Source organism: Pseudoalteromonas sp. APM04 (assembly GCF_022809815.1).
GTDB lineage: Bacteria > Pseudomonadota > Gammaproteobacteria > Enterobacterales > Alteromonadaceae > Pseudoalteromonas > Pseudoalteromonas marina.
The window spans coordinates 616,491-629,589 of the sequence record NZ_CP094441.1; the positions used below are offsets into that span (position 1 = coordinate 616,491).

The following is a 13,099-nucleotide window of genomic DNA, read 5'->3' on the forward strand; positions in this document are numbered from 1 at the left end:
TTAAACAAAAAAGAGCACTAAAGCGATAATACTAAATAGGCAAATCAAGCGGAGCAAGGTTCTCTAGTGCGCGCTTTTTCATAATAATATCTTTTATCAGCGGTGTTAATACAAGCTCCATTGCAAGGCCCATTTTACCGCCCGGCACTACCAGCGTATTAATACGCGACATAAAGCTACCTTCAATCATTCTCAGATAATAAGGAAAATCAACATCTTCAATGCCTCTAAAGCGGATCACAACAAAACTTTCATCAAGTGATGGAATGTCTTTTGCGCTAAATGGGTTTGATGTATCTACGGTAGGCACACGCTGAAAGTTAATATGCGTTCGTGAAAACTGAGGGGTAATATGATTTATGTAATCGTCCATACTACGCACAATTGACCCCATCACGGCTTCGCGAGAGTGGCCTCGCTCTGAAGTATCGCGGATTAGCTTTTGTATCCATTCAAGGTTAATAATAGGCACCATGCCTATGAGTAAATCAACATGCTTGGCTACATCAACGTCTTGGTCAACAACTCCGCCATGCAAACCTTCGTAGAACAAAATATCTGTATTATGCTCAAGCTCTTGCCAAGGAGTAAATGTGCCTGGCAGTTGGTTATAAGGTACAGCTTCATCAAAGGTGTGCAAGTAGCGGCGCAATTTGCCTTGCCCTGTTTCACCATAATTACTAAATAACGATTCAAGGGCGCCAAAGTCGTTAGCTTCACGGCCAAAGTAACTAATATGCTTACTTTCTTGTTGGGCTTCGCGTATTTTTTTGTCCATTTCGGGGCGTGTATAACGATGAAAGCTATCACCTTCAATAAATGCAGCCTGAATATTTAGGCTACGAAAAATGTGCTTAATGGCATTGGTCGTGGTGGTTGTACCCGCACCCGATGAACCAGTAATTGCAATGATAGGATTTTTAGCTGACATGTTAATTCTCTTTTTTAGGACCAGGCTATATAACCAGACTAAACTTAACACTTTTTTAAGTCGTTTGGGTATCTTACGTGTTGACTGACTAAGCTCAAGTGACGCCATCAGCAAATAACGTTATCATGAGGTGCTTAAAATTAAAACGAGAGAAAGCATGAAACTTTTAAAACCATTACTTAGCTTCTTTTCATTAAGTGCGTTAGCCGCAGGTTGTGCGCACGCTAACATGCCTAAAAGCCAAATATTACTTGCTGATTTAAATACGCCATATGGTGTTCAAGTGACCATAGTAAGCGACAAAACAAGTTACAATAACCAGCCTTACTTAATTAATGACGATTTATACTTTACCCATGAGGTATTAACTAATAACCAAAGCCAAACCGATATTGCACACTACAATTTAACAACACGTGAAATAACTAACTTAACAAATACACCTGTCAGTGAGTATTCGCCAACGTTAATGCCTAATAAAACAAGTTTGTCAGCCATTGTTGTAGAGGCCGACTCAAAACAAAAGTTGTGGCAGTATCCGCTTGATACACAAAGTGCGCCTAGTCGTATTTTTGATTGGATAGAGCCTGTTGGCTACCATGCTTGGGGCATTAAAAACGATTTAGTGATGTTTATTTTAGGTCAGCCGCATACGCTTCAATACACCTCAGTAGACGCTGCTAGAGGTGAAATAGCCGCCAGTGATATTTCTCGTACACTTATTTATAACCACAACGCGGCGATGTTTTTATTTAGTTACACTAAAAATGATGAGCATATTTTAGCGAGCTTTAATCCACAAAATAAACAAGTAGGCGATTTATTAAGGCTACCCACTCAGGTACAAGACTTCATATTAAAAGATGATAAAACAATTGCTTACGCTATTAAAAATCGGGTTTATCAACGTAAGCTCGATGGCAGTAATGAGATATCACAATGGCTTGATTTAAGCACTTACTGCGAAACTAATATCACCCGAATGAGTTACAACAATGATAAGCTTGCATTTGTATGCGACGTAACACAATAAAGTAAGACTTCAAACTGCGTATGCGTTAAGGTGATACGCAAATTAACGAATAGGGATAAACATGGCGTACAGTGCAGATGAGTTAACAGAGCAGCTTATAAAACTACAATGCAGAAGTAATTTTAAAATTAAAAACATTGCTGAATACATGTTAGTTAATTCTAAAGAGGCCTTTTACACTCACAGTGAAAGCGGTAAAGGTAAAATAGTGATTCGCCCTGCGTTTGAAGTGTTTAGCGATGACTTTAATGACATAGATGGTGTAACACGTGCACAAGGGTATTTTCATAGCAGTGAAATGACCCGATTTCCAACTCGTATATATAAAAGCGCTCAACCAATTCATTATGGTGTCGCATTTAAAATAAATTCAGAGCAAGCTGCAAAAGACTTTATTGCTAAGTTGACGATGATCATTGGTAATTAATCTGAACTTTAGTTAAGAAGTTTTTTATCCGTAATTTGAGTTAATTAGTTTCGCCCTAAAATTATAAAGCCGCTGAGTGAATACTCAGCGGCTTTTTTATAGCTTAATCACATAGTGGTTATTTACTGTTTAAGAAGCTATTAACCGAATCAAGCTCGCGTTTTTTTAGTGCAATACAATCAAGCGTACTTTCTTCTAGTTTACTCAATGTACGGCTGTACCCAGGCACTTCTGAAATTTTATCGTTAAAGAAGTTTTGAGTGGTTGCTAAGCTTTTGGCATCACAGCCTACGGTTGTAAAGTACGGTAAATTAGGAATAAAGAACGGCGGCAAACTTGCTGTTACTTTATCGTAATTGTTATAAACCCAATCGATAAATAATGCTTGGCGCTCTTCTGTGTAACTTTGCCCAGATAAAATAGTACGCATATCAGAGGCGGTTACTTCATCAGTTAAGCTGTAAGCTAGCACTGTATTTTGTAACTCAGACTCACCAAAAAAGCCCATAGCAGCTAGCATGTTAGTGCGCACTTGAGGGTCTTTAGTCGTTTTAAATGTTGTCATGAATTGATCAAGCAAGGCTTTATCACCATGAAAAGCCGCGAGTCTTAAATAAACACCTGCTAAGTATGGGTCTACTTTTTGAGGATTAGTCAAATACACTTGCGTTTGTTCTTTGGCTTTATTGATTACGTTTTGGTCTTCGCCATCAAAGCCTAAGCGTGATATGACGGCTGCACGAAGTTGCGATACTGCACCATCTTCGTCAATTTTTGCCTCTAAACCATATTTTTTAGCAGCAGGAGTCACTGCGTCACGTATAAATGCAGGCCATAAGTCTTTATTGCTTTCATCTTTGAACGTACGTTGCTGCGATACTAAGTAGCCCAGTGCAGTATTTGCTACACGAGGGTGGCTGTCACTTACAAATACTTCAAGGGTTTGCATTAACTTGGCGGCAGAGATAACGCCAGCCTTAAGCAGTGCATCGGTGGCCGATAATAGCGCTAAACGTTCGCGGTCAGTCAGCACTGTTGGCGCGTTTTCAATTAATGCGTTAAATTGCGCGTCGTCCATTACCCAGCGGTAGTAGCCAAGAGCACCTTGGTCAGGGTAAATCCACTCAGGTGCAAAATCTAAATCAAGCGTTTGGCTTTGTTTGTTTAGTAAAACACTGGCTGTTTTAACGTTGTCGCCTGCACCGTATTTAATCGTTACTGGCACATTCCAAAGTTGTGCTGGCGCATCAACACCAGCATTCACAAAGCGGCTTTGTGAAATGGTTACTTTTTTGCCTTGCTGTTTAACACTTACAAGAGGAAAAGAAGACTGCTCGATAAATGATTTTAAAACACTGGCTACATCTTTATTTGATGCTTTACCTAGTGCTTGCCATAAATCAGCCGCTTCTGCATTTTTATAAGAGAAGTCTTTTAAGTAACGCTGAATCCCTTTTTGGAATGCTTCTTCGCCAATCCAGTTTTCAACCATTGCAAGTACTGAGCTACCTTTACTGTATGCAAGGCCTAAACCGTCCATAATGTCAGCTTCGGTTTTAATTGGCTTACGAATAGGCTTAGTGCTTAAGCGGGCGTCTAATGCCATTACGTTATTTTGTGGTAAGTCTAAATGTGATTCAAACTCAGGATTTAGCTGCTTGGTCATTTTAGCTGCCATCCAGCTTGCAAACGCTTCGTTTAACCACAGGTCATTCCACCACTTCATGGTTACCAAGTTACCGTACCATTGGTGTGCTAGTTCGTGAGCAATAATAGATACGTTACGTTGTTTTTTACTGCGTGTCGCTGCAGCTAAATCAACGAGTAAAATGTCTTCGCGGTAAGTTACTAAACCTGAGTTTTCCATTGCGCCAAATGGAAATTCAGGTACGGCAACTGAGTCGAGTTTTTTATACACATAAGGAATACCAAAATACTCTTCTAATGCTGCAAGTACGCGCGGCATATTATCTTTAGCATATTCGGCTAAATGAATTTTACCTTGAGGAGTAATAACGCGCCCAGGAATGGGCATACCTTCAATGTCTATTTCTTCAAACGGGCCAACAGCCATTGCAACCAAATACGATGGAATAGGCGGTGTTTTATCAAAAAAGTGGGTTGTCATATCACCATTTGTTGTTGTTTTTAGTTCTGGTGTATTGGCATAAACTTTTTGTGAGCTTGGAGCCGTTATTGTTAACTGAAAAGGAATTTTATAGCTTGGTTCATCAAAAACGGGGAAGGCACGACGTGCATCACTCATTTCGAATTGGGTAAATAAGTAAGGCGTACCTTGATCCAATGTTTTGTATAACCCCACACTTTGGCGGTTGTAGGGAGCAGAAAAATCAATATTAAGCGTGTATTTACCCGGTTGAATTTTTTCATCACAGCTAAATTTAACTTTACCTGTTTTAAGTATTTCATTACTTAAGTCACAGTTTTCTTTACCTAAAAGTTGCGCCATTTTTACAGCATAATCCACGCCGTTTAGCTCAATGTAATGTGTTGGTTTTAATACTTCTAAGGCAATTTCAGTCATCCCTGTGAATGTATCTTTGCTTGGGTCGAGCGTTAGCGATACATTTTGCGAACTTGGTTTTGCGAGTTTTTCGATAACGAATTCGTTAGCGTTTGCTGCATTTATTGCTAGCGCAACACTCACAGTTAAGAGGCTTTTTAGAAACATAGTGATCCCTTGTTTATTGTTAGAAACGCCCAGATTTTATGGGTACAGTTTATCCTACCAGTTTTTGTGAGGCGCGTAATTGATTTAAGAAGTGGCTTTGATGGTAAATAGTAACAAAGTTTGTCAGTGGCTTTCGCGTGATAGAAAACGTTGCCAGCTGAGTTGTGTATTTATAATACGTACTTGTTGAATAACCGTATTTAATAAGCTGATTTCATCAAACTGACGGTTTGGGTATTCGTTAAAACCCATTAAATAATTAAAAGCGTCTTTAGAGTTAGCCTGAAGCGCATAAATACGCACTTGTTGTTCAAAGTTAAGGCGTAAGCTACTAATGGCGGTTTTCATACCGAGCTGGTCAACGTTGGGGATATCACATTTTTGTAAATAGCCGGCACGATCGCCTTCACCCGAAAACCAAATACGTACTTTTTCACTGTATCTGCCGGTTTTAGCCGGGAGGTCAAACATAAGTCGCTGGTGGTTTTTAGACTTTATAAACTCAACATAATCGCTAAATCCTGCATCGATAAGTGCTTTATGTACAGGGACTAAGCGAGGCTTTATTTTACCGTGAGTATGAAAGTTAAAACATAAAATATCATCAATAATACAAAGATCATCAAGTGTTAAACAGCCAATTTCATCACTGTAAGCACCGCTGTAATAGGCTATTAATGGCAGCCAAAAGTGCCAATGTTTTGCTTGCTCGCGGGGGAGTCGAACATCACCGTATATAAATCCATTATAAAGAGTGTGCAGTTCCATGGCTGAAAAAGGGCGGCGACCAAGATGGGTTTTCAACGTAATACCTTGAAAATAGTGAGATGTTTTATTTTATACCCAACTAGCACTAGATGCTAGTCGGGTTATCAGGCTTTAAGGTCCTGTGTGTAAATTATTATTCACTTAATGCACGAGCTAAACCCGTTGGTTCAATCTCTACACATACTTGGTCATCATTCCAATTTATGCCAACTAATGCGTCGTCTTCATTTAAATCTTCAACCCATGCATCTAAAAACTCATCAAGGTTAATTTCTACCGGGCTGTAATCTTTCCATTCTTCTTTGCACTGCGCTTTAGCCGCTTCTTCACTTTCCCAAAGCAGTAAAACATCAGTGTCGTCAAATTGGTTTGAGTCGCACACTACAAAGCCATTATCTTCTGCGCCCAGTGCCCAAATGACTTCGCTAACACGTACTTTTTCTACGAAGTTAACTAGCTGTGATTCAATTTCAATATCGCTCATGTGTTTACCTTATTAAGTTAGTGACGAGGATTAGTTTCTATTGCTGATTGACGTTCGCTAAATTGTCCATGAAATGCAACAAGTTCACTGTACTGACTAAAGTCAGTTAATTCACGAAAGCTAATCCAATCAAGCAAGCAGTATAAACTGATGTTGAGGTATTCACAGCTTTTAAATTGTTCATCGTTTAAATGGTTGTTTAAAAAGCTTAATGTTTGTTCTATTCGCTCATTTTGCAGATTAAAAAATAATGCATCGCTTCGTGTATCTAAACCTGAGCGCTCGCATAATAGCATTTCAACAAGCGAGTCGTTGCAGGCATTAATAGTGGTAAGTAAGTGCTCTTGCGGCCAGTTTAGCTTTGATTTGCCTGTTTTCTCTAATAAGTAGCGTATTATTGAGTTTGAGTCGCTCAATGTTAAATCACCATCAATTAAAATAGGTATTTTACGGGCTGGGTTTTTATTGGCCATTTTAGGGCGATCTTGAGCTGAAAATATGTCTAAGCTTATAAGCTCTATATTACAGTTGTTTTGCAGAGCCCATATTCTAATTCGGCGAACGTAAGGTGAGGGAACAGAACCAATTAATTGCATAATTACTCCAAAAAAAAGCCGCTAAAGCGGCTTTTATTAAACGTTAATAGCAGTAAAGCTCAATTTATTCTGAACGGCTAGTAACTTCAAGTAAATGGTAACCAAATTGCGTTTGTACAGGGCCCTGTACCTGGTTTATTGGGGCAGAAAATACCACTTTATCAAACTCAGGAACCATCATACCTGGGCCAAACTCACCAAGAGCGCCGCCGTCTTGTCCTGATGGGCAATTAGAATGTACTTTTGCTAATTCAGCAAAGTCTTCGCCTTGTTCAATTTTTGTTTTTAAGTCTAAACATTGTGCTTCGCTGTCTACCAAAATGTGTCGTGCGCTTGCCACTGCCATAAAATCTCCTGATTATAAGTGGTGTTTTTTTAACCTAGTGTATTGCCATACTAGTTAGTTTGTACAAATTGTACCAGTATAAATTTAGATTTTAGACAGGGAATTTTCCACTGCCTTAATCATTTTTTCTGAATCTGGTTTAACTTTGCTGTTAAATCGTAAAATTGTTTTACGATCAGCAGATACTAAATATTTATAAAAGTTCCAATTGGGCGAACTTGTTTGCTCGTTTAAATGCTTGAATATAGGATTTGCATCACTTCCTCTCACTTCGCTGGTGGCGAACATAGGAAAGGTGACCCCATAATTAATAAAACAGACTTTGGCTGTTTCTTTTTCGTTATCTTCTTCTTGAAAAAAGTCATCAGAAGGGAAACCCAATACTACAAGCCCTTCGTCTTTGTATGTTTTGTGTAGTTTTTCTAAGCTTTCAAACTGAGGGGTGAAGCCACAGTTACTTGCTGTATTAACAATTAACAGAGGTTTGTTTTTGTAGTCGCATAAATTAATGGACTCTTTAGAGCGAAGTTTTCGGATATCAACGTTAGTAAAATCGTCACAGGCTTGGGGATTTACGACTTCATTATTTGGCTGTGTTTGTGCCATTAAAGTTGAACTAACCAGCAACGCAGTAAACCCTATTATCATTTTTTTAAGCATCATATTACCTAACTATCCGATTGTTTGATTGGCTGATCATACGCTAATATGGAGGAAATTGATCAACCACTTAAATTTACTATGACAACTCGCTTAGCAACTATTGACGACCTTAATGATATTGTCGCCATTTATAATGAAACCATAGAAGGGCGAATGGTAACGGCAGATACCGAAGAAGTAACCGTTGAAGAAAAAAAAGATTGGTTTAATAGTCATACACAAAAGCGCCCAATTTATGTGTATTGCGAAAACGATACCGATACCGTACTTGCTTGGGTGAGTTATAAATCGTTTTACGGACGCCCTGCTTACGATGGAACCGTAGAAATGAGCATTTACATCACTAAAAATGCACAAGGTAAAGGCTTGGGTAAAAAGTTAATGCAGTTTGCGCAATCGGAGGCTAAAAAGCTTGATATTAACGTGTTACTTGGCTTTATTTTTAGCCATAATTTGCCAAGCGTAAAGTTATTTAAGCACTTTGGTTTTGATGTGTGGGGGGAGTTACCAAACGTTGCCGTTATGGATAATAACTTATACAGCCTAACCATATTTGGTAAGCATTTAGAATAAGTTACGCTTATTTATTGGTCATATTTGTTTACAAATAACGCACAGGAATGTGTGTTATTTTCGTGTTTTTATACTACGCTGGTAACATATTAATTTTATTGGTTGTAAGTGTAGTTTAATGGCTAGAAAAATATTGATCATAGACAGCAGCACCATCATAGCAATGAGAGTAAAAGTACTCTTAGAGCTCATTGGATGTAATGTTGAGCTGATTCATTTCTCTATGCTTGAGATGTTTACTCACGCCGAAAATTACGATTTAGTTGTTATAGCTCACGGTGTGCCGGTTGCCCCTATTAAACCGCTAATTGATAAATTATCTCATGGGCGTTTATTATTACTTGCCCCTAAAACCGAAAACACAGAGCAGTTAACCGCATTTGCTGGCCTAAATAAAATAGTACCTGATGCTACGGTTGTTTATCCTTTCTTCTCTAATAAAGAGATCACCTCTCTTTTAGAAAGTTTATTAGAGCTAGACTCTAACCATATGATGCAACTGCCCACTATATTGTTGGTCGATCATATCCAAAATCGCCTTGATAATATGAAGAGCAATTTAATTGGCGCACATATTAAAGCCCTTACGGCAAGCAGCTTAAATGACGCACTCACTATTGCAAAAAGTAATAAAATCGATATTTTAATTAGCGATTTTAGCCTCGGTGAAGCGACTGGTCTTCAAATATTTTCAAAATTAAAAGTGTCGCAACCAAATGCACGGTGCTTGCTTTTCACTTCCCGCCCTGACCAAGTTTCAATGATTGAAGCTATTCGCCAAGGTGTTGAAGACGTACTGATTAAACCGCTCAATGAAAATATTTTACTGCAATCAGTGCATAAGCTTTGGCAAACTGAATTATTAAAACGCCGCAATGCCGAGTTAGTTGAGCGCCTTCAAGAAACTGTCGATGCACTAATAGAAAAAGACAGCTTGCTACAAGTTATTTATAAACACACCCCTGACGCTATCATGCTATTTAAACGCAACGGTCAAATTATTGAAGCAAATGACGCTTGCTTAAGACTGTTAGATCTACCGTTTAGCGGGCTTTCTGGTAAATCTTTATTTGATTTTTTAGATAACGATTCGATTGCTGGAATCAAAGAAAAAATTTCAACATTAAACAGCAATCGTCAGTTCAGTTACGATTTACGTCTACCCATTAAAAGCGGTGGCACAGTGCCTTTGTTTGGCTCTTTTAACGAAATAGATCACCATGGTGAGATTGCACTGGCTGTAATTTTCAAAAATGTAACTCACTTAAAACAAAAAGAAGAGCTACTTCAAGAAGCTAAAGGGTTACTAGAAGAAGAGGTCAAAGCCCGTACATCGCAGTTAGAGCATGCTAAAAATGTAGCCGAAGCGGCAAATTTAAGTAAATCAGACTTCTTAGCAAATATGTCACATGAGCTGCGAACCCCCATGCACTCAATTTTAAGTTTTGCACGCTTTGGACTCGATAAGCTAGAAGCTGGCGACTTTGCTAGAGAAAAGTTACTAAAATACTTATCTCGTATCGAGTGTAGTGGCGATAGGCTGCTATCTTTATTAAATAACCTTCTTGATTTATCAAAGCTTGATGTAGGTAAATTTCCGTTTAACCCGCGCCCTCATAATTTAGAAAGCATTATTAAAACGAGCATTGATGATGTGTCGGGCACGGCGATGGAAAAACACATTAATATTATTTTTCCTGCGCCAGATTCACCGGTCATTGTGCAATGCGATGAAGAGCAAATTAATCAGTTGTTGCGCAACGTATTGGGCAATGCATTAAAGTTTAGTGAGCCCAAAAGTAACATCACGCTTAAATTAGCATCGGATGGCCAATTTGCTGATATTGAAGTCATTGATAGTGGTATAGGTATTCCTGAAGATGAGCTTGATCATATTTTCACAAAGTTTGTGCAAAGCAGTAAAACAAACAGTGGTGCAGGTGGCACGGGGCTAGGCTTAGCACTTTGCCGAGAATTTGTATCGTTGCATCAAGGTCAAATTAGCGCGTGTAATAATACCAATGGTGGTGCCACAGTACATATAAAATTACCACTTGAAATAAATTTAGACGAACACCTAGTCGATGAATAAAAGTACGCTAAAACAGTAAGTTGTTTATGTTTATACAATTTATTTTTGAATTTAAAAGGATGATTTAGTTATGGCTTTAACAAAAATACTTGCAGTAGATGACGAGCCCTTTAACCTTGAGATAATTGAAGAAATTTTAGAAGACTTAGATTTTGAGTTAAGGCTAGCCAACAGTGGCCCTGAATGCTTGGATATGGTTGAGGACTATATGCCTCAAGTTATTTTACTTGACGTAAGCATGCCGCAGATGAGTGGTTACGAAGTGTGTAAAACGCTTAAATCAAACCCAAGTACCGCACATATTATTGTTATGTTTGTATCTGCAAGAGGAACTGTGGAGGAGCGCATGGAAGGCTACTCAGCCGGCGCTGAAGATTACATAGTAAAACCATTTGGGCATGATGAGCTTAGATCTAAATTAAAAAATCTAAACCAAGTATTAGTAGAGAAACAAAGCCTAGAAAAACAAGTAGAAGCGGCAACTTCAACCGCGTTCAATGCAATGGCTAACAGCAGCGAAATGGGGCAAATAGTCAACTACGTAGAAAGCATAGCACTCATAACTAACCCAGACGATTTAGCAAAAGCACTTATTGATTGCCTACAATCTTTTGATTTACAAAGTAATGTAGAATTTAGATACGACTCTATTGTTAAACATTATGCTTTACATGGTGTTTGCTCGCCTATTGTGATCGAGCTATTTGAAATGCTTAAAAACAAAGGCCGTTTGCATGAGTTTTCGCAGCGCTTATTAGTTAACTACGAGCTAATTAGTTTACTCATCTTAAACATGCCAGGACACGATCCTGATAAACACGGCAGAATACGCGATCACGTGTGCTTTATTGTTAGTGTTACAGAGCAGCAGTTACGCGCCATAATAACTAAGAACTTATTAGATGCGCAGCAAGTAAAACTAAACGCAGTAGCAAGTACAGTACACAGTAAATTTCATGGTTTGATAGATTTACTTAATGAAAATCGCCTAAACAACGAACAAGTATTTAAAAAACTTCAGGAAGAGCTTGAGGTTAGAATTCCAACAATGGGTTTAGACGAAGACCAAGAAATTTTTATCTATAAAAAAGTAGATGAAACAATTCAAAATTCTGTAGCCCGCGAGGAGTCTGTTATTCAAGTAAAAGAGGCGTTCGCAGACATTGAAACAGAGCTTTCGATACTGCTAAACCATAGCCAATAATAAACACATAGACTTACTTTTAGGGCTTGTTTGCCATTAATATAGGGTTTACCGCCCTATAATGGCGAATAATCACACTCCAATAGCTCTGATTTGCTTTAGTACTAAATAGGCTTCTATGAATTTATGCATCTCGTGGTAAGCCTTTTTCCACTATCCTGATCAGCCTTTGCGTTTTTCTAAGTGAGGGTTGTTTATTGTTTTGCTGCTTCAGGGCCCACTCAATATGCTCTTTTACTAGGTCACTACACCCATCTATTTTTAGCTCTAGTGCATCAATAATATCTGGGGCAAAGTTTGCATTACCTAAACCAACCGCTAAATTACGTAACCAACGTTCGTGACCAATTCGGCGGATTGGACTCCCTTCGGTATTTTTTAAAAATGTTTCTTCATCCCAGCTAAATAGCGCTAGCAAGTCTTTGTCTTTTAGCTGCGTGCGCGGGTGAAAGTCTTGTTCGTCGGTGATTTGTCCATAACGGTTCCATGGGCACACTAGTTGGCAGTCGTCGCAGCCGTAAACACGATTGCCTAATAAAGACCTATACTGCTCAGGGATAGGCCCTTGGTGCTCTATTGTCAGATATGAAATACATTTTCGCGCATCAACCACATAGGGTTCTACAATTGCACCTGTAGGGCATAATGTTATACAGGCAACGCATTTTCCGCAGCCTTCAAAGGTGTTTTCATTATCAATAGGCAAAGGTAAGTCAATAAACAGCTCACCTAAAAAAAACCACGATCCAGCTTCTTTGTTTATTAGTAATGAATGTTTACCACGCCAGCCCAGTCCCGCTTTTTCAGCCAATTGGCGCTCTAGTACAGGGGCAGAATCAACAAAGGGTCTAAAACCATATTCACCTACTTCTTGTTCTATTTTTTGGCCGAGCTTTTTTAATCGATTACGAATTAATTTATGGTAGTCTCGGCCAAGTGCGTAACGGCTAATATAGGCTTTTTGTTTGTTTTTTAATGTTTTAGCAAAGCCAGCATCGGGGGGCAGGTAGTTCATTTTTACCGATATAACACGTTGTGTGCCGGGAATAAGCTCGTCAGGGCGAGCGCGTTTCATTCCATGTGCCGCCATATAATCCATTGAGCCATGAAACCCGGCGTCAAGCCAACGCTGAAGCTGTTGTTCATGCTTACTCAAATCTATATCAGTGATCCCTACTTCGCTAAAGCCGAGTTCTTTTCCCCATGCTTTTATTTGCTGGGCTAATTTAGGGTAGTCAGGAGTTAGGTTGCTCACACATATTCACGCATATTAAATAATCGCCCTGTAAT

The 13,099-nt window shown here is 38.9% G+C and carries 13 protein-coding genes; 5 read left to right on the plus strand and 8 right to left on the minus strand.

Annotated elements, in window-relative coordinates; translation table 11 throughout:
* Positions 1–31: 31 nt before the first annotated feature.
* Positions 32–931, minus strand: coding sequence for a phosphoribulokinase (locus MTP24_RS02920; RefSeq protein ID WP_008126819.1), 900 nt, complete (start codon positions 929–931; stop codon positions 32–34).
* Between the two features lie 157 nt (positions 932–1,088).
* Here MTP24_RS02920 and MTP24_RS02925 point away from each other — a divergent pair, with 157 nt between their 5' ends.
* Both MTP24_RS02925 and MTP24_RS02930 read left to right on the plus strand, forming a co-directional pair.
* The gene (locus MTP24_RS02925) at positions 1,089–1,964 is read left to right on the plus strand and encodes a hypothetical protein (protein WP_010555690.1); all 876 of its coding nucleotides are present in this window, start codon (positions 1,089–1,091) and stop codon (positions 1,962–1,964) included.
* Between the two features lie 61 nt (positions 1,965–2,025).
* Positions 2,026–2,391: a hypothetical protein gene (locus MTP24_RS02930; RefSeq protein WP_006794078.1), complete on the plus strand. Its 366-nt coding sequence runs from the start codon at positions 2,026–2,028 to the stop codon at positions 2,389–2,391.
* Between the two features lie 118 nt (positions 2,392–2,509).
* On the opposite strand, the gene MTP24_RS02935 is transcribed toward MTP24_RS02930, so the two are convergent.
* The 6 genes from MTP24_RS02935 to MTP24_RS02960 all read right to left on the minus strand — a co-directional run bounded on the left by MTP24_RS02935 (position 2,510) and on the right by MTP24_RS02960 (position 7,937).
* Positions 2,510–5,083 carry a M1 family metallopeptidase gene (locus MTP24_RS02935; RefSeq protein ID WP_243532699.1) on the minus strand — a complete coding sequence of 858 codons (2,574 nt, stop codon included), beginning with the start codon at positions 5,081–5,083 and terminating at the stop codon, positions 2,510–2,512.
* Between the two features lie 123 nt (positions 5,084–5,206).
* Complete coding sequence (locus MTP24_RS02940; RefSeq protein ID WP_243532701.1) at positions 5,207–5,887, minus strand: hypothetical protein; 681 nt, start codon at positions 5,885–5,887, stop codon at positions 5,207–5,209.
* A 97-nt stretch (positions 5,888–5,984) separates the two neighbouring features.
* Positions 5,985–6,335, minus strand: coding sequence for a DUF2750 domain-containing protein (locus tag MTP24_RS02945; RefSeq protein ID WP_006794081.1), 351 nt, complete (start codon positions 6,333–6,335; stop codon positions 5,985–5,987).
* Positions 6,336–6,352: 17 nt separating this feature from the next.
* Positions 6,353–6,931 carry a glutathione S-transferase family protein gene (locus MTP24_RS02950; RefSeq protein WP_243532703.1) on the minus strand — a complete coding sequence of 193 codons (579 nt, stop codon included), beginning with the start codon at positions 6,929–6,931 and terminating at the stop codon, positions 6,353–6,355.
* A gap of 64 nt (positions 6,932–6,995) precedes the next feature.
* Positions 6,996–7,277, minus strand: coding sequence for a peptidylprolyl isomerase (locus tag MTP24_RS02955; protein WP_006794083.1), 282 nt, complete (start codon positions 7,275–7,277; stop codon positions 6,996–6,998).
* 84 nt (positions 7,278–7,361) lie between these two features.
* Complete coding sequence (locus tag MTP24_RS02960; protein ID WP_243533656.1) at positions 7,362–7,937, minus strand: glutathione peroxidase; 576 nt, start codon at positions 7,935–7,937, stop codon at positions 7,362–7,364.
* 48 nt (positions 7,938–7,985) lie between these two features.
* Here MTP24_RS02960 and MTP24_RS02965 point away from each other — a divergent pair, with 48 nt between their 5' ends.
* The 3 genes from MTP24_RS02965 to MTP24_RS02975 all read left to right on the plus strand — a co-directional run bounded on the left by MTP24_RS02965 (position 7,986) and on the right by MTP24_RS02975 (position 11,809).
* Positions 7,986–8,513, plus strand: a complete 528-nt coding sequence (locus MTP24_RS02965; RefSeq protein WP_243532706.1) for a GNAT family N-acetyltransferase — start codon at positions 7,986–7,988, stop codon at positions 8,511–8,513.
* A 118-nt stretch (positions 8,514–8,631) separates the two neighbouring features.
* Positions 8,632–10,605, plus strand: coding sequence for an ATP-binding protein (locus MTP24_RS02970; protein WP_243532708.1), 1,974 nt, complete (start codon positions 8,632–8,634; stop codon positions 10,603–10,605).
* Positions 10,606–10,675: 70 nt separating this feature from the next.
* Positions 10,676–11,809 (plus strand): response regulator, encoded by a 1,134-nt coding sequence (locus tag MTP24_RS02975; protein WP_006794087.1) that lies wholly within the window; start codon positions 10,676–10,678, stop codon positions 11,807–11,809.
* Between the two features lie 124 nt (positions 11,810–11,933).
* On the opposite strand, the gene queG is transcribed toward MTP24_RS02975, so the two are convergent.
* Positions 11,934–13,064: a tRNA epoxyqueuosine(34) reductase QueG gene (queG, locus tag MTP24_RS02980; RefSeq protein WP_243532710.1), complete on the minus strand. Its 1,131-nt coding sequence runs from the start codon at positions 13,062–13,064 to the stop codon at positions 11,934–11,936.
* Positions 13,065–13,099 lie beyond the last annotated feature (35 nt).

Excerpts from the sequence above, each read along its gene's own strand:
- MTP24_RS02920 (WP_008126819.1), bottom strand. The coding sequence starts at position 931 with ATGTCAGCTAAAAATCCTATCATTGCAATTACTGGTTCATCGGGTGCG.
- MTP24_RS02925 (WP_010555690.1), top strand. The coding sequence starts at position 1,089 with ATGAAACTTTTAAAACCATTACTTAGCTTCTTTTCATTAAGTGCGTTA.
- MTP24_RS02930 (WP_006794078.1), top strand. The coding sequence starts at position 2,026 with ATGGCGTACAGTGCAGATGAGTTAACAGAGCAGCTTATAAAACTACAA.
- MTP24_RS02935 (WP_243532699.1), bottom strand. The coding sequence starts at position 5,083 with ATGTTTCTAAAAAGCCTCTTAACTGTGAGTGTTGCGCTAGCAATAAAT.
- MTP24_RS02945 (WP_006794081.1), bottom strand. The coding sequence starts at position 6,335 with ATGAGCGATATTGAAATTGAATCACAGCTAGTTAACTTCGTAGAAAAA.
- MTP24_RS02950 (WP_243532703.1), bottom strand. The coding sequence starts at position 6,931 with ATGCAATTAATTGGTTCTGTTCCCTCACCTTACGTTCGCCGAATTAGA.
- MTP24_RS02955 (WP_006794083.1), bottom strand. The coding sequence starts at position 7,277 with ATGGCAGTGGCAAGCGCACGACACATTTTGGTAGACAGCGAAGCACAA.
- MTP24_RS02960 (WP_243533656.1), bottom strand. The coding sequence starts at position 7,937 with ATGCTTAAAAAAATGATAATAGGGTTTACTGCGTTGCTGGTTAGTTCA.
- MTP24_RS02965 (WP_243532706.1), top strand. The coding sequence starts at position 7,986 with ATGGAGGAAATTGATCAACCACTTAAATTTACTATGACAACTCGCTTA.
- MTP24_RS02970 (WP_243532708.1), top strand. The coding sequence starts at position 8,632 with ATGGCTAGAAAAATATTGATCATAGACAGCAGCACCATCATAGCAATG.
- MTP24_RS02975 (WP_006794087.1), top strand. The coding sequence starts at position 10,676 with ATGGCTTTAACAAAAATACTTGCAGTAGATGACGAGCCCTTTAACCTT.